Origin of the sequence: Streptococcus sp. 27098_8_103 (assembly GCF_041432345.1) — a bacterium.
GTDB lineage: Bacteria > Bacillota > Bacilli > Lactobacillales > Streptococcaceae > Streptococcus > Streptococcus mitis_BV.
Genome location: NZ_JAPVZK010000009.1, coordinates 12011 through 29510, shown reverse-complemented (window position 1 = coordinate 29510; position 17500 = coordinate 12011). Strand labels below are relative to the sequence as shown.

At 34.9% G+C, this 17500-nt stretch carries 18 protein-coding genes; all 18 read right to left on the bottom strand.

Features of this window, described 5'->3' with window-relative positions:
- Positions 1 to 14: 14 nt before the first annotated feature.
- Positions 15 to 2006, bottom strand: coding sequence for a V-type ATP synthase subunit I (locus O3599_RS04190; RefSeq protein ID WP_371512086.1), 1992 nt, complete (start codon positions 2004 to 2006; stop codon positions 15 to 17).
- Positions 1996 to 2319: a hypothetical protein gene (locus O3599_RS04185; RefSeq protein WP_101776867.1), complete on the bottom strand. Its 324-nt coding sequence runs from the start codon at positions 2317 to 2319 to the stop codon at positions 1996 to 1998. The genes O3599_RS04190 and O3599_RS04185 overlap by 11 nt, the downstream gene beginning before the upstream one ends.
- Before the next feature lie 24 nt (positions 2320 to 2343).
- Positions 2344 to 3234 (bottom strand): ROK family protein, encoded by an 891-nt coding sequence (locus tag O3599_RS04180; RefSeq protein WP_101776866.1) that lies wholly within the window; start codon positions 3232 to 3234, stop codon positions 2344 to 2346.
- Positions 3235 to 3390: 156 nt separating this feature from the next.
- Positions 3391 to 4500 (bottom strand): Gfo/Idh/MocA family protein, encoded by a 1110-nt coding sequence (locus O3599_RS04175; RefSeq protein ID WP_000248712.1) that lies wholly within the window; start codon positions 4498 to 4500, stop codon positions 3391 to 3393.
- A gap of 39 nt (positions 4501 to 4539) precedes the next feature.
- Positions 4540 to 6966, bottom strand: coding sequence for a sialidase domain-containing protein (locus tag O3599_RS04170; RefSeq protein WP_371512083.1), 2427 nt, complete (start codon positions 6964 to 6966; stop codon positions 4540 to 4542).
- Position 6967: 1 nt separating this feature from the next.
- Positions 6968 to 7426: a YhcH/YjgK/YiaL family protein gene (locus tag O3599_RS04165; protein ID WP_000587140.1), complete on the bottom strand. Its 459-nt coding sequence runs from the start codon at positions 7424 to 7426 to the stop codon at positions 6968 to 6970.
- Positions 7427 to 7451: 25 nt separating this feature from the next.
- Positions 7452 to 8993, bottom strand: coding sequence for a sodium:solute symporter (locus O3599_RS04160; protein ID WP_024058028.1), 1542 nt, complete (start codon positions 8991 to 8993; stop codon positions 7452 to 7454).
- Positions 8994 to 9020: 27 nt separating this feature from the next.
- The gene (locus tag O3599_RS04155; protein WP_024058029.1) at positions 9021 to 9938 is read right to left on the bottom strand and encodes an N-acetylneuraminate lyase; all 918 of its coding nucleotides are present in this window, start codon (positions 9936 to 9938) and stop codon (positions 9021 to 9023) included.
- Positions 9939 to 9962: 24 nt separating this feature from the next.
- Positions 9963 to 10664: an N-acetylmannosamine-6-phosphate 2-epimerase gene (locus O3599_RS04150; protein WP_024058030.1), complete on the bottom strand. Its 702-nt coding sequence runs from the start codon at positions 10662 to 10664 to the stop codon at positions 9963 to 9965.
- A gap of 4 nt (positions 10665 to 10668) precedes the next feature.
- The gene (locus O3599_RS04145) at positions 10669 to 11478 is read right to left on the bottom strand and encodes a MurR/RpiR family transcriptional regulator (protein ID WP_101776865.1); all 810 of its coding nucleotides are present in this window, start codon (positions 11476 to 11478) and stop codon (positions 10669 to 10671) included.
- A gap of 401 nt (positions 11479 to 11879) precedes the next feature.
- Positions 11880 to 12467 carry a CPBP family intramembrane glutamic endopeptidase gene (locus tag O3599_RS04140; RefSeq protein WP_247933223.1) on the bottom strand — a complete coding sequence of 196 codons (588 nt, stop codon included), beginning with the start codon at positions 12465 to 12467 and terminating at the stop codon, positions 11880 to 11882.
- A 2-nt stretch (positions 12468 to 12469) separates the two neighbouring features.
- Positions 12470 to 12703: a hypothetical protein gene (locus O3599_RS04135; RefSeq protein WP_000840776.1), complete on the bottom strand. Its 234-nt coding sequence runs from the start codon at positions 12701 to 12703 to the stop codon at positions 12470 to 12472.
- 12 nt (positions 12704 to 12715) lie between these two features.
- Positions 12716 to 13096 (bottom strand): hypothetical protein, encoded by a 381-nt coding sequence (locus tag O3599_RS04130; protein ID WP_000566537.1) that lies wholly within the window; start codon positions 13094 to 13096, stop codon positions 12716 to 12718.
- Positions 13089 to 13538 carry a hypothetical protein gene (locus O3599_RS04125; RefSeq protein WP_371512078.1) on the bottom strand — a complete coding sequence of 150 codons (450 nt, stop codon included), beginning with the start codon at positions 13536 to 13538 and terminating at the stop codon, positions 13089 to 13091. The genes O3599_RS04130 and O3599_RS04125 overlap by 8 nt, the downstream gene beginning before the upstream one ends.
- Positions 13522 to 14880: a DNA (cytosine-5-)-methyltransferase gene (gene dcm, locus O3599_RS04120; protein ID WP_371512076.1), complete on the bottom strand. Its 1359-nt coding sequence runs from the start codon at positions 14878 to 14880 to the stop codon at positions 13522 to 13524. Before dcm ends, O3599_RS04125 begins: the two co-directional genes overlap by 17 nt.
- 99 nt (positions 14881 to 14979) lie before the next feature.
- Positions 14980 to 15759: a replication initiator protein A gene (locus tag O3599_RS04115; protein ID WP_173876106.1), complete on the bottom strand. Its 780-nt coding sequence runs from the start codon at positions 15757 to 15759 to the stop codon at positions 14980 to 14982.
- Entirely contained in the window at positions 15756 to 15929 is a 174-nt protein-coding gene (locus O3599_RS04110) for a hypothetical protein (RefSeq protein WP_125448097.1), read from the bottom strand. Before O3599_RS04110 ends, O3599_RS04115 begins: the two co-directional genes overlap by 4 nt.
- Positions 15930 to 16137: 208 nt before the next feature.
- Positions 16138 to 17499, bottom strand: a complete 1362-nt coding sequence (gene rlmD, locus O3599_RS04105; protein WP_371512074.1) for a 23S rRNA (uracil(1939)-C(5))-methyltransferase RlmD — start codon at positions 17497 to 17499, stop codon at positions 16138 to 16140.
- Position 17500 lies beyond the last annotated feature (1 nt).

The window sequence follows — 17500 nt, the reverse complement described above, 5'->3', positions numbered from 1 at the left end:
ATATATATCCTCCATTAATTCTTTGTAATAACCTTAATATATTTCTCAGAAGCCTTCAAAGGTTGAAATGGTTTTCCTCCACCCTCATAAAACTTACCAAAAAATTCAACAAATATCAGACGTGCTCCATGAACATACCCTGATAGTAACGATAGAAAAATATTGATCGCATGTAAAAGAATGAATAATACTAATCCAATTGTCAGTTTAGCCAATGTCCCCGGAAACAAACCAACAATTAAATTGAAAGCTGATGCTATACTTGCTCCAGATAATCCTAATGCCATCAATCGAGTGAAACTAACTAAATCACCTATATAAGATGAAATGTTATATAGATTAAACAATCCTGATCCAATACCTGACAAGCTTTTGGCTTGAATAATAGAAACAATCAAAATCCCTACAGCATTAAAAATAGATACCCATTTCCCTAATACAAATAACGGTCTAATATCGGGCATCAACATTCCGACAGCAATAAATAACAAGCCAAGCAGAATAACACACCACGCAAATCCTGAATTATATGCTTCTGCATATTTCTTCATTCTTACTTTTTGTAGACCTGAAGCTAACAAACCTACAAATACTGTAATAAATCCAAACACAACTGACACTACTAATATAGTCATGACATCCGAGGTTGTAGATATCAGATGAAATGGCAACTTATATCCAAAAAATGAGCCATAGATTCCACCCCAAATTGCAACGGCTACCCCTAATATATTAAAGAATTTTAAAAATCTCTTAGTTACTGAAGGTAGATGAAAAATTTTTAATGCTAACATTGTTCCTAAAAACAATAGTAAACCATAGCCTAAATCAGCAACCATCATTCCAAAAAATGTAAAGTAAAATGGTGCTAATACAGGTGTAGGATCTTTCTCATAATATTTGGGCAGAGCATACATTTCTGTCAATAATTCAAATGGTTCAATTAAAGAGTGATTCGTTAATTTGATAGGTATTTCATCTTGATTATCCGACAATGTTTCCGATTCATAAATATAAATAGAATGTCCAAAACGCTCATCCATAACTTTTATAAAATATAAAATACGAGTTTCTTCTATCCATCCTTCTAATGCAACTAGATGCGGAGTGCTCAAAAGGTTATTCTTAGAGATTTGACGAGCATAGATAGATAAAATATAGTCAATTTGCCATTGTAAATCTATCAAATTTTTCTTTGAATCTTGCAACGATGCGATAATATTCTCTTTTTCAGTTATTAACTGCATGTTTTCTTGATCCAAATCTACTACTCGCTGCTTCGGTAATTCCTTTCTAGAATAATCAAATGGTTCAAATAAGTATTCATCAAAATCAATAGAGCAACTGGACTGATAGAAAACAACAACACCGTACTCTCTATCATTAGAAAATATTTCTTGAACTTCAATATTGTTTTCTAAAAAATTATTGTATAAGCGATTATCTACAGTCCTTGGAATTGTTCCGATTTTTCCTCTACAGAAAGAAAATTGTTCTAAATGCGCAGGAATAATTTCTAATTTTTCCCACTTTATTAATCTCTCTATTTCCTCATTATTACTTTGAATGTTTCTTTCTAATTCATGAACTCTGTTTATTTGATGATTCACTTTTTTAAGAACACCCTCAGCAACATTAGCTTTACCAAATTTTTCTAATTCTTCATAAGAGGTTGTTATCGGAGGTTGCTGTAATAACTTAAACGTGTTTTCTTTCGGTAGGTATTCTTGTAATTTCTCTACAGTTGCTTCCAAATGTTGTTGTTTATTCATCAAATAAGTCAAGGCATCATTTCCTTCAATAACCCCATGATTGGAATTAGAAGTATGAGAAATTTGAATAGTTGGAAATACAACCTCATCTTTTTCTAGAGCTTCTGACCAGTTATCCTGAACCTTTAAATCACGGAACTGCACTGACTCTAGTTCTTGAATAGTTTTTAAAACATCATCAAGACTACTCTTAGAAAATAGTAGAGAAATTCTTTTCATCTGACTAATAGCCATATTTTTCTACCACCCTACCAATAATTTTTTCTACAAATTCTCCTCTCCTACTTGATGAAATATACTGAATCTTTGCATCATTTTCCTTGATTGTTTTATTAACCACATCAATGAGGTTCTGTTGTTGCATTTCCAAATTGCTTTCTATTGAAATTAATTCTTCGTGACTTTTTTCATCATAACTTTTTTCTAGTTCTTCCAATTCTTCTTGGGAGACAGCTTTATACGTATAAATCTCATTATCATATGATTTTATAATATCGGTTGCAACATTCTCAATATCTTGCATTGTCGAAAATACAGAGTTAGTCATTGTGACACCTCCTTATCTTTCACACTATTTATTAGAAATTCTATCTAAGAAATTTTTTACAGCTCCTATACGACCAGCTTCATTTCCTAATGTAGCTGCCACAACATTATTAGGCAAAAACCTATTATCCATTGCATTTTTAGCTAAAGAACTTTGAATTTCAGGTAACAAAATATCTTTTTTAGCCAGAATCCCACCTCCTAATATGAGAATTTCTGGATTAAGTAGATAAGAAATAGTTAATAAACCTTTTGTTAGATTTTCTACAAAAATTTCAAAAGTTTCTTTAGCGACTTTATCTCCAGAACTTAAATCAGTAAAGAAAGTACGTCCAGTTTGATTAGTTTTCAAGCTCTTCTTTTGATATAAATGAATCAATGCGGTTGTTGAGGCTTTGCTTTGCCAATCCGAATTACCTACAGGAATATAGCCTACTTCACCAGCAGTATAGTTAAATCCGTTAACAATTTGTCCATTAACAATAATACTGCCTCCTATACCTGTTCCAATAGTAACCATTACTACATTTTTCTTATCTTTGGCTTGTCCCTTCCATAATTCACCTAATGCAGCACAATTAACATCATTTTCAACAAAAGTAGACAACCCAAAACGTTTTTCTATTTCGGAAGTAAAGTTTACTCCGATATACCCTGGTATTGTATAGCCTGCATAGATGATTTCTCCTGTATTAGCATTAACAACTCCAGCAGTGGAAATACCAACACCATCAATTGAATAATTTAAAATATACTCACCAATTAAATCACAGACCTGATTTAATATCTGATTCGTTCCCAAATCATAGTCAATAATTGTTTCAATCTCTTTGAACTGATTTAAACTCGTTCCAAAATCATCGTATAAATCTGCCTTAATTGTTGTTCCGCCAATATCGATCCCTATAATCTTCATTTCATCACTCCCACATTTTTGATCTCATTACTTTTTGATAAAAAATGGGACTGGGCATTATCCCAGTCCCATCTCTATTTCTTTATTCAATGAGTTGTATCACAGAACTTTAGAAATTATATAATGACAAGAATTTACTATTCTGTTTTACAATAGTTAAGCATTTGTGATTTCTGAAAGACTTACTTTTCGATCTTCTTTAACTGATAAAGTACATGCATCAGCGGTAGCGATTGATTCTAAAGCAGCTACACCATTGAGAAGTTTTTCATATTCTTCTGTAATTTCTCCACCTTTAATGATGTCATGTAGATATTCCATTTCTTTATCAATACATGTTTGTAACCATAATGGGCAACGTACTCCTGGTTTACCGTACGCAATTGCTCCATCCATACCACGACCGGTATAGATAGCTGTACGGTCATCATCTTCCTCTTGAGTTTCATGTACTAAGAAGTGTGATTCTCCTTCACCTTTAACACGAAGAGTACCTCCAGTATTGAACAAGTCAAGTTTGATAGCTCCTTCAGTTCCTTGAATCAAGACGTAGTGTTCACCCCAACGGAAAGCATTACCATATTCCAAAACAGCATAACGATCATCAGAGTATTCTAGGTTTACAATGAGCATATCATCTTCATCACCAAAGTTTTCACCTTTATGATATACATTGCCTCCTACCATTGTCGCTTTTTCAGGAAGTCCTCCCATGATGAACTGAATGCAATCTAATTCATGAATATGGTGGTACAAATGTCCTCCAGATTGAGAACGAAGTTTCTTCCATGATACAGTTGGTTGTTGTTCTTCCCAACCTGTACGAGCGGCATGGCAATAAAGAACTTTACCGATTTTACCTTGAGTAATCAATTCTTTAGCATGGTGTACACCATTAAAGAAGTTCATGATGTGACCAGCCATAAAGATAACATTATTTTCTTTACATGCGTCAACCATGGCTTTACAATCTTCATAAGACAATGCAATTGGCTTTTCACAAAATACGTGTTTGCCATGTTGAGCAGCTTTCACAACAGGTTCACGGTGAAGGTAGCTAGGTGAAGCTACGATCACACAATCAATATCTTCACGTGCTACAAGTTCATCTAAACTTGCACAAACATCTGATCCCAACTCTTGAGCAACTTCTTCTCCATGATTTGGGTCAAATACCGCAACCACTTTTGCATCTTCAATTTTGTTCATTGAGCGAGCCAAATCAGCTCCAAAATATCCAGCTCCAACAATACCGTAATTTACCATAATTTTTATCCTCTTTCTATATATTTTTAAATTTCAGCTTTAATTCTTTTTCAAATCTTCAATCTTAAATGTTATATATGGTACAACATTTTTCATATGAAGTTCATTACGAGACCATGAATCAAATTTTTCAAACATCAATCCAATTTCATGATTTGGTAACTCTGTCAATGTTGAATATGAGTATCCATAGTTACTATAATCAACATCGTGATGATAACGCCAATCAATTGTATTATCATCATTAATTAGACCAATCGAAATTTGTCCGTGTTTACGACCATTTGTGGAGTTTGGAGTACTTAAAATGACAGCCTTTTTACCATCAATCAATTGACTATAATTGATGATTGATAATTGTGTTCCATAACTTGGATTTGAAACAAAATTCAAATATTCCGGAGCACTCCAAGTAGTACCTGCGTCTTTACTTGTTAAATATGCAATTTTACCATTATTTGTACGCATGTATGCTTGAATTACTCCTGGACTCAATTCTACAAATTGTGCTTCTGCTGACCAACTAGAAGGAAGTGGCACAACTTTAACTTTCCAAGACGCTCCATTATCATCACTATAAATGAATGCAGACTCTTTACCAGTGTAAGACGGAATAAGAATACGTCCAGTTGAGCTTTCAATGATTCCACGTCCAGGACCCAAATAAGGCGCATTCCGATTAAGTCCCATTATAGGAGGTAATAAAGTTGGTGCAGACCAAGATTCGCCATGATCATTACTAGAAATATATGCAATATAGTTCGTTGGCACTACTTTGAATAATGCATCTTTGTAGAAGATATTCATATGGACTTTAGTCCCATTACGATATTCAGTCTTTTTATTATTTTCAAATGAAACCGAATATTGCTCTACCGTCAAATAATTACCATTTTGTTTAATACCGAATTTTTTATCTACTGAAAATTCAGTTGGTCTGTTGGTACGATCGTCGTATACAGTACCATTCTCACGAATAGTATAATTATAATCAGTATCACCTTGTTTCTTTAATTTAAGGTAATAATTACCATCAATTTGTTTATAACCTGAATCTTTTCTAGTAGCTTCTCTAAAACTTACTCCAGCAGGCATAACATCAGCAAACATGAGTACTTGTTTGTTATTTTTTTCAACAATAACAGAGTCAATATAGGTTGCACCACCGCTGATTTGTAAGTCACGTCCACCAACATCACGAGGCCATTCTAATGGTACTGGCGCAAAATCATCGAATGCCAATGTTAATTTTGGTTTAGTCCATGTCTTACCATTATCATCACTATAACTTGTAGCAATATTAATTTTATTCAAGAAATCATGAGTTCCACCGTAACGAGCGTCAATGCTTGAAAAAACCCGACCATTGCTAAAAGTATACAGAACTGGAATACGGAAATAGTTAGAACCTGTTGTATCATTAGCCGTATAAATTAAATGTCCAGTAACAGCGTTTGTTGTCATCTTTTTAACAGTTTCTTCATCCAATGCACTATTAAAGAATTTGATATTTTCTAGTGTCCCGTTAAAACCAAACGCCGTTTTTCCTGCACGTTTCACTCCCCCAAGCATATAGTAATCAATACCTTTAATATCCTTGATGTTTAGGAAGTTATCCACTTTCTTTTCTACTACTTTTGTACCATTAGCATATAAAGAATATGTTTTTTTGACTGAATCTGCTACTACTGCAACAGTGTTAGTCACAGCCTCTTGTTTGTACTTACCCCAAACTGAAGCAGGTCTGGATACTAGGTGATTTTTATTGGAAGAAGTATCACGCGCTTCCATTCCCAATTCACCATTGTCTCTAAGGAACACATCTACATAACTATTTTGTTGACCGGGTTTAGAATTAGATATTCCAAACAGAGCTTGTAAACCTTTCTCACTAGACTGATTGTACTTAATCACTACAGTAAAGTCACCGCTAGTAAATTTATCCTTTAACTCATTAGTAACATTTTCTCCGCCCCCTGTTAAAGTAACATTATTTTTTTCTAAGACAGGAGTTTCTTCCGCTGTAGAAGATCGATCCTTAACAGTAGTTTCGACTGTTCGAGGTTGTACAGTAACTTCCGAAGAATTATCCGATTTAGGTTGTACTCCCGAAATCGCATCCTCTGTAGAAGATTGATCCTTAACAGTAGTTTCAACTGTTCGAGGTTGTCCAGTAACTTCCGAAGAATTATCCGATTTAGGTTGTACTCCCAAAATCGCATCCTCTGTAGAAGATTGATCCTTAACAGTAGTTTCAACTGTTCGAGGTTGTCCAGTAACTTCCGAAGAGTTACCCGATTTATGTTGTACTTCCGAAATCGAAGTCGTTGGTGCAACAGGTTGCACCAACTCTGGTGTTGATACTTCAGAAGTTTCAGTCTCCTGAGCTGCAACTGAGTTAGCAACAAATGCTGATAATACCACTACAGTACCTAAGGTTACATATTGTTTAATATTTTTTTTCATTTTATTTTTCCTCGTTTAAAACTTTGATAACAAGTTTTTTAACAGTTTCATCATTGCAATGAATCTTTGGTTGGTGAAGATCTTCTTCAAAAGTCACCAACATATTCCCTGGGAGCAATTCAACAATTTGATAGTCTTTGCTATCGTAAAAAGCAATATCCTTCTCTTCGCTAAAAGGTACACGTGACTGAGCACGAACTGGGGAAGTTACTGCCATTTTTTCTGTATTTTCAACAACAATATGAATATCTAAATATTTCTTATGAGTTTCAAAAATATCTCCTGGAACTCCATCAGCTAGATAAGTCATACAATTTGCAAAAACATTTTCCCCGTCAATATCAATTTTTCCATCAACTAAATCTGTCAAATTTGTATTTTCTAAAAAATCACAGACTTTTGAAAAATGTTTATTGACAGAAGCATATCGTCTAAAATCAGATTGTTCAGAAATAATCATATTATTTTCTCTTTTCTATTAGTGACTAGTGACGAACTTCCCAACTTGAATCCGCTTTAATTTCTGAAATATCATGAATCGTTGTATATTTAGGTGCAGATACTTTATTTTCAGTAAGAACAGATACAATATAACCTGAAACTACTGATACAGAAATTGAAATCAATGAATATGCCCAGTAGCTAACAGCTGTTGGAGGAAGGAAGTATTTAATAAATACCATAACGATGGTTGATACAATCAGCGCTGCATAAGCACCTTGTTTATTTGCTTTTTTAGAAACAAAACCAAGAATGAATACACCACCTAGTAGACCAAGTACAAGTCCCATGAAACTATTGAACCATTCGTATGCAGATTTAATATCTGAATGAGCCATGATAATGGAAACAACAATTGAGAATAAACCTACTGCTAGAGATACGAATTGTGCAATTTTCGTACGACGATCGTCTGACATATTTTTAGAAATGACATCTTGAATATCCAATGTCCATGAAGTTGCAACAGAGTTCAAACCTGTTGAAATAGTTGATTGAGCTGCTGCATAAATCGCTGCCAAGATCAAACCTGTGACACCTACTGGTAACTGGTATGCAATAAAGTACATAAAGATTTGGTCTTGAGGGATATTGCTAGCTGCACTGCCTGCATTTTGTACTTGATAGAATACGTACAAGCCTGTACCGATCAAGTAAAAGACTGTTGCAGTAGCAAGTGACAAGACACCATTTGTGAACAACATTTTATTAAGTTTCTTAATATTTTGTGTTGTAGTAAAACGTTGAACCAAATCTTGAGATGAAGCATAGGAAGATAAGATTGTAAAGCCTGAACCCATCACAATTAAGAAGATGGAGTTTGAAAGCAAGTTAGGATCGAAAAGTTTTTCATTTGCAGCAAGGAATTTCCCGTTTGCTAATGTTTCTGCTACTGCACCAAAGCCACCTTTAATATTAGCCATCAGTACAAATAAAGCTACAACGACACCACTAATCAGAACCACACCTTGAATAAAGTCTGTCCATAATACGGATTTTAGACCACCAGTATAAGAATAAACAATTGCAATTGCCCCCATCAAAATAATCAAAATATTGATGTCAATTCCTGTTAATACTGATAAACCAGCTGATGGGAGGTACATAATGATAGACATACGTCCCAATTGATAAATAATAAACAAGAGTGCTGAAATAATACGAAGTGCTTTAGAATTAAAACGTTTATCCAAGTAATCATATGCCGTATCGATGTCTATCCGTGCAAAGATAGGTAAGATAAAACGAATTGTCAGTGGAATAGCTACAACCATCCCTAATTGAGCAAACCATAAAATCCAGCTACCTGCATAAGAGTTACCAGCGAGTCCCAAGAAGGAAATCGGACTGAGCATTGTGGCAAAAATGGATACCGAAGTAACATACCAAGGAACCGAACCATCTCCTTTAAAGAACTCTTTTCCTTTCATCTCTTTTTTAGAGAAATAGATACCCGCAACCAACACCGCAAGTAAATAAACAATCAAGATAATTAAGTCAATTATTGTAAATCCTGTTGTGCTCATAACATATCTCCATATTGATTTTATTTATTATAAAAATTCTTTTCGTGCTTGTTGAATAAGTACTGCTGCTTGTTTTGCAACTTCCAAGTCACCTTCTGCCAATGCTTCTAAGGGTTGACGAACAGAACCTAAATCAAGTTTTTCATTTAGACGCAAAACCTCTTTTGCTACAGCATACATATTTGCCTTACCTGATACCATCTTATAGATAACTTCATTGATAGCATATTGAAGTTTTTTAGCAGTATCTAAATCTCGTTCTTGAATCAAACTTTCCAATTTCAAGAACAAATCTGGCATAACGCCATAAGTACCACCAATACCAGCTTCTGCTCCCATCAAACGACCACCAAGATATTGTTCATCTGGACCATTGAATACAATGTAATCTTCTCCACCTGCAGCTACAAACATTTGAATATCTTGTACAGGCATAGAAGAATTTTTAACTCCAATCACACGAGGATTTTGACGCATTGTTGCATACAAACTACCAGTCAACGCAACCCCTGCCAATTGTGGAATATTATAAATGATAAAATCTGTATTTGGCGCAGCTTCACTCATTGCATTCCAATATGCTGCGATTGAATATTCTGGCAATTTGAAGTAAATAGGTGGGATAGCAGCAATAGCATCGACTCCAACACTTTCTGAATGTTTTGCCAATTCAATACTATCTTTCGTGTTATTACATGCAACATGGTTGATAACTGTTAATTTACCTTTAGCAACTTCCATAACAGCTTCAATAATTTGTTTACGATCTTCTACACTTTGGTAAATACATTCACCTGAAGAACCATTTACATAGATACCTTTTACACCTTTGTCAATGAAATATTGCACCAGAGATTTTACACGTTCTTGGCTAATTTCACCATTTTCATCATAGCAAGCATAAAATGCAGGAATAACGCCTTTGTATTTAGTTAAATCTTTCATCAGATTTCTCCTTTATATTGTTTTTTATTTGATGACATTAATAAATCGCTGAGCAATTTCTTTTGGACGTGTAATCGCTCCACCAATGACAACACTGGTAACACCTAAACTATAAGCTTTTTTTAATTGTTCTGGATAATGAATTTTTCCTTCGGCAATTACCGGAATATTAAAATCAGCCAATTTTTTCATTAGTTCAAAATCAGGCTCATCTGATTGTACACTTGTACTTGTGTAGCCTGATAATGTTGTACCAACAAAATCAACGCCTGATTTAAATGCATAGAGACCTTCATCAAAATTACTTACATCCGCCATCAACAATTGATTAGGATATTTTTCTTTTATTTTTTTGATAAATTCACTGACAACTAAGCCATCATATCTTGGTCTTAAAGTTGCATCAAATGCAATGACTGTTGTTCCGCATTCTACAAGTTCATCTACCTCTTTCATCGTAGCAGTAATATATGGTTCTTGAGGTGGATAATCTCTTTTGATAATTCCAATTATTGGTAAATCTACTACTTTCTGAATTGCTTTAATATCACGCACAGAATTTGCGCGAATGCCCACTGCTCCTGCCTCTAAAGCTGCTTTAGCCATAAAAGGCATCAAGCTAAATTCTTCATTATAAAGGGGTTCACCGGGTAAAGCTTGACAAGAAACAATGACTCCACCATGGACTTGACTTATAAATTTCTCTTTAGTCCAAATTTGGCTCATTTTATTATTCCTCCTTATGGATAATAGTTTGATTGTAATAATATTGTCTCTCTGGACTTTCCAGATAATGAGAGAATAAGCAGTCTGTAATTAAAAGTATTGGAAACTGAGGTGATATGCGATTGCCATACGAGAGATGATTGGTCGAAGCTAATAACAATAGTTCATCAAAGAAACAATCTTCTTCGTCAAATTTTCTTGTAGTCATTAAAACTGTTTTAGCGCCTTTATCCGCAGCTTTTTGAAGACCTTCTAGTACAATATCAGTTTGACCTGAAACGGATGCTCCAATGACAAGGCAATTTTCATTAAGTAATAAGCTACTCCACAAAATCATATCCTCGTCTGATAATACTTCACCAATGACTCCGAGACGCATAAATCTCATCTTCATTTCTTCTAAAGCAAGAACAGAACTTCCTTTACCATAAAGATATACACGCTCAGCAGTTTCTATCATCTCAGCAATACGCTCAAGTTGAACTTCATCAAGAACCGTGTAAGTTTTTCTCAACATTTCTTCATAGTCGGATAAAACTTTTTCTGTAGCCTCTGTATACAATGCTAACTTTTCTTTCTCACGAATCATCTCTTGGTATTTGAAAATGAATTGTCTAAAACCTTTAAAACCACATTTTTTCGCAAATCGAGTCAATGTTGCTTTGGATACATTAAGGCATTCGCACAATGCCTCACATGAATAATTATCCAGAGATTGCTGTTTTAAGAAGAATTTAGCAACGTCTTTTTCAGCATATGCCATATTTGGTAAGTTAGCTTCTATCATTGGAATTAGTTCTTTTTGTAGTAACATATGAGCTCCTTTGTTAAAGTAAACGTTTACATTCTTTATTTTAACACTTATTTTTTTTTTTTTTCAATATTTTTCATGATTTAGAAACTAGTTTCCAATTTCTTTCATTTCATAACAGAACAACAAATATAGAAATATAACAATTTTTTATTCTTTTAATTTGTATTTTATGCTTTGTAAGAACATTTGTCGACGTCAATATGCTCATATATACCTGTTTTATTAATTTATATTTTTATTTTATTATTTCTTTCGGAATTTCTATACAACATTTTATTTCTAAAAAAATAGAAAAAATGTTCCTAGTTTCTTTATTTTATGCTGTTAATACATTTTTGTTTCCGAATTAAAAATAATCCTATAAAAACTACTGATTTATGAGATAAATCAGGTCACCTATTTTAAAAAAACAGCAAACTATAAACTAGTAGGTTCCACACCAAATGTAAACCCATACTTCCCCATAAGTCAGATTTATAGCGCACCATCCCTAAAAACATCCCAAGTGAAACATATAAACACCAAGCTAGAATGGTTCCTGGATGATGTACTAAGGAAAATAAAACACTTGTCAAAGCAACTCGAATATCTAATTTTCTAACCAAGTTCCATAAAATTTCTCGATACATAAATTCTTCAACCATACTCGCATTGATTAAGAACAATAAAAATGAAAACCAAGGAACCTGATGTTGTAGGACAATTAAGTTTGCTTGATTCGCGCTTCCTTGCGCATGGATTAAGCTAAAACATAGACTTATAATCAGTAGGCTAACGAATCCAATACCAAGCCATTTAATCCTAGTTTCCATATTGACCTTGGCCACTTGTTTTCGTTGACCATACATCCATAAAAAAGAAATGAGCGACGCACCATAGAGAATCTGTAGTATAGTTAACTCACCGATACAAAAAAATTTCAGTAAGTATAGAGATACCAATAGGACATTTACTTGTTGGAATATATAAACTGGAATTATTCTTTTCATAGTTACCTCCGAAATAAATCTTCATAATCTAAATCTAATACCTGCACAATCCTTTCTACCCATGGACTTTGAGGCATTCGTTGTTCCATCTTGTAGTGACGAATCTTTTGATACAAACGATTCAATTCACTTGGATAGTGAAACTCTCCCGCAAACATTTTTCTGGTTAACTCAATCCAGCTGATATTTCTTTCAGCTAAAATAATGGACAAGTTCTCCCAAAATCGTTCAGCCATATTGCTTCTCCTTTAGTTAGATAAATAATGTGTTTGTGCCATATAAATCAATTGTTTCGTATCTCTTGGCAATAAAGCTCTAGCCTCTTCCAAATTCAGATTCGGATAAACCCGCTTATTTGAAACCGCAAGAGGAAGTCTGATGGTTAGTTCAGGATTTTTTAAAATCATCTCAACGAAATCCGTTAATCTTAGATTGTCACGGTTCTTAAATCGTAATAAATTAGGAGATAAAAACTCAAAACAATCTGAAGAATAGCTCATCATTTCAATTAATTTGTCCTTTGTCATTTCAGAAATAGAATGAGGAGTGACCTCTATGCCATACTTTTGAAAGAAATCCAAAAGAAGTTGATTTCTTTGGCTATTTTTACTTAGATAGAGATCAATCATGAGAGACCTCCCAAAGATTCGGTTCCATTTGATATTCTGAGACGATTAAGGAATCTAATAAATTTGCGAAGTTAATCGGTTGCTTGTCTTCATCATAAGCTTTTACAGTTACTTGGGTTGTAAGTATTCCCTCTTTTCCCTCGGCTCGATAGCCTTGTCCATATAAAACAAAAACAAGATTTTGATGATCATCTACAAAGGCATCAGCTCCATTCTTTATATCCTGACTTTCAAGGAATTCCATAACGTTTTGAAGGTAGGATTCGTAAAATAGGGGGTAGTTGTGTTTTTTATGGTAATCATCTAAAAATTTTACTTCAAACTCACATGGATAATTGGGCATCAAAAATATTTGTTCATCCAATTGCATCATTTCTGCATCATGTAATTCTGTTTCTAATTCATCACAATCTAGTATTGACTCTTTATTTAAAGCTTTCATCTTTTTCCTCTATTTCTTTTAATTTCTTTGCGATTGCGGCAATCACAGGAACGGTTACACTATTACCAGCTTGTTTATAGAGCTGACTATTACTAGAGACTTTTCTAGCAGCTTCAAAAGCCCAATCAGGAAAACCCTGCAGGCGAAAACACTCTTTAGGAGTGATTCGTCGTATTCTCAAACGGTAAAATTGTCCATCTATTAAGACACCGGCTACATGATAAACTTGCTTATCTTCTCCTTCATAGCTAGCCACTACTACTCCCATTTGCCCACTAGTTGTTAACGTATTCGCTATACCTTTTCCAACTCTACCACGACGATACTGAGAACTTGGTCTTTCTAAATTGATTGAATCCCCAATCTCTGCTTGAGCATATCCTTTTTTCGTTGCTTCCCGGACTTTTAAAAATTGGATTGGTTCTGGAATCAGTATTTTGGGAATTTTATCTCCACCTTGCATCGTAGTCAGTGTTGGAGATAAGCCCTCACTTCCATAGACGCGACCAGTTTCCTTAAAGCTAGTTGGTAAATCTCCAACAACGACAATACCATGGCGATCCTGAGTATTTAAAGTAAACATTGGCTCTTGATTATCCTTGAAACGTCTACCATTTTGTCTCTTTTCTAATCTGTCTGGTGTCATACAAGGAATCGCAACTTTAAATCCTTCTCCTTTTCCACTAACTAAGGTTGGCGCAAGACCTTCTGAATAATAGACTTTACCACTCATTCCACTTCTTGATGGATTCAAATTCCCTAATATTTTTAAAGTCTCAGAGTTAGTTGCTTGACCTTCTCGTCTGAAAGGAAATAAGAGTCGGGTACCTCTCTTTCTAGAATGTCCGATAATAAACACCCTCTCTCTGTTTTGGGGAACGCCAAAATCCTTACTGTTAAGCACCTGCCACTCAACATCAAACCCCAATTCATCAAGCGTGGTAAGGATTGTGGTGAACGTCCGTCCCTTATCGTGATTGAGTAGGCCTTTAACATTTTCAAGAAAAAGAAAACGTGGTTGGATTTGTTTGGTCGCTCGAGCAATTTCAAAGAACAAAGTTCCTCTAGTATCTTCAAATCCCAATCGTCTTCCTGCGATTGAAAATGCTTGACAAGGGAATCCCCCACAGATGACATCGACTTTCCCTCTAAGTTTTTTAAATTCGTCATCTGAAACATCTCGTATGTCATGAAATTCTATTTCTCCTTCCGTTTGAAATATAGACTTATAAGATTTCCTAGCAAATTTATCAATCTCACAAAATCCAATACACTCGTGTCCAACACTTTCCATTCCTAGTCGAAAACCACCGATACCTGAAAATAAATCAATAAATCTCATTTCTTGATTACCCCTTTCTGATCGACTATCAATGTCCAAAGTATCACACCACTTGAAATGACAATGAGCATAACTAATATCCACTCGATTGGCGACATTTTAACCACCTCCTTTTCTAACACGGTTATTCCAAACGGAATATAGGCCATTAAACACAAATTCAGCAAGTACTTCCGCTCGTCTAACAAAGCGAACATTGTCAAGAGCATACTGATAGATTCTCTCAAAGTCAGTCATAGCAATTTCACTGGCTGTTTCAGAAAAACCCTCTCGTCTAAATTGATCTTGTACCAATCCCCAAATATAATCTCGATCATATTTTGTGACCTTTTCTACTTTTCTTCTCAAAATATGTTGAGAATTCCTTTCTTCCTCTTCCTCAATAAATAAAGAATCAGTCTCACTATATTTAGTCTCACTAACTTCAGTCTCACTAGGGGTTGAATAAGAGACGGGGGCCGTTTCATTTTCATCCTGCCCTAGTCTTTTTTTAACACTAGGCCTGTTCGAACTAGCTACTGGGGTAGAAGATAATTCCCCTAAATAAATCTTATTAGCTAGTCTTCCTTTCTCACTTGAAGACTGTTGGACTTCATCAATTAAGTCATATTCTTTAAGAATTTTTTTGATGGACAGTAATTTTGACTTCGAACAACCTAACAGTCTCATCAGTTTAGAATTAGAAAATACTAAATAGACTGCCCCTTCTTCATCTATCCAACCACGACTGAGAGATAATTCTAAACGATCTTTTAAAATAGAATAAGCCACCTTTACTTCTAGTTTCATATCCATATATTTCTCATCCTCAAAAAGAATTTTAGGTAATTTATAATACCGTTCTGAAGTTTGGTATTGATTTGCGGTAATTCGTTTCATAGCGCTCCTCCAAGTTCTTTGAGTGTTAAATCTCCACTTGATTCCAAGTGAACCAAGCCACTTTTTTCCAATTCAGCCATAATAGATATGGCCTCAACAATATCTATTCCCATTTCACGTACTAAAAATGAAATGACAATATAGCGTGATGATTGTAATTCTTTTGTCATTTTCCCTCCTGAAAATAAAAAAAGGAGAACAATATACAATTGTTCTCTCTTTAGATAAATATTTATTGTTGTATTCATTTTTCCGATGCGCAAACGACATCAACAAATACATATACATCTATGTGCCTTTTTAGGACTTTTTTGACGTCAAAATTGCCTTTATCTACAAAGACAAAATGCTTGTAAAATAGCTTAAAATCAAGGATTTTCACCCTTTTTTTCGTTGTAGCAACACTACACACTCCACGTGATGCGTCTGAGGAAAAAGATCCACTGGCTGGACTTTCTTCAACTCATAGCCCAATTCTCGGTAGAGTTTGATATCACGCGCCATAGTAGCGACATTACATGAGATATAGGCAATACGATTTGTTCCTGTTTGGCTACTTGCTTTGATAAAGCTCTCAGTGAGTCCTTTTCTTGGTGGGTCCACTAGGATAAGGCTTGGTTGAATTCCATCTTTAAGCCAATTCTTCATGGCATTTTCGGCTGTATCACAGACATAGTGGGCGTTTGAAATATTGTTCAGTTGAGCATTCTTCTTACTATTCTCAACCGCTTCTGGAATTACTTCAACACCATAGACTTCTTTGACATGTTTCGCAACAGAGAGGCCAATCGTCCCGATACCAGAATAGGCATCAATGACCACATCATCTTCTTTTAATTCAGCAAAGTCAATGGCTGTCTGATAGAGTTTCTCAGCCATTTCAGTATTGACTTGGTAAAAAGCGGGTCCAGCGATTTGGTAGTCATTTCCCAACATCTGATCAGTGATAAAGTCTTGTCCATAAAGGGTGCGCCATTCCTTACCAAAAATAGCATTAGTGTTCTGGTCATTGATATTTTGCATAACAGACACAATCTCCGGGAACTGCTTGATTAGTTGTTCAATCAATTGTTCCACACGGAAAACTTTAGGTCGAGTTGTTACCAAAATAACCATGATTTGTCCTGAGTAATGCCCACGACGTACCACAAGGTTTCGAATCAAGCCAGATTGTTCCTTTTCATCATAAGGTTTCAAATCATAACGGCGGAGCAAGTCACGTAGACCTACTACTACCTCATCAATCACAGGATCTTGGATAAAGAAATCTTCCAGTGGCATGAGATCGTGGGAATTCTTACGGAAAAATCCAGTTTCTAAGATACCATTCATTCGACGAACAGGCACCTGTGCCTTGTTGCGGTACTTGATTGGATTTTCCATACCAAGTGTTTCAGCAACCTCTACATCAGCAATTCCAGCAATCTTGTATAGACTGTCCTTGACTTGCTTAGTTTTAAACTTGAGCTGTTCTGGATAAGCAAGATGACCTAAATCAGCGATTCCTGAACGCAGGTAAGCCAAATCTAGATCTTGATTACGATGTGGTGACTGGATAAGGTATTCTTCAACTTTCCCAAAACCAATCTTTTTATTGACCTTGAGGATACGCATAAGGATTTTTTCACTCGGTAAAGCATTTTCGACAAAAAAGACCAAACCATCTACCTTGGCAACTCCTGCGCCTTCATGGGTCAAATCAACAATTTCAACTTCTACAATATCATTTTTCTTTAACATT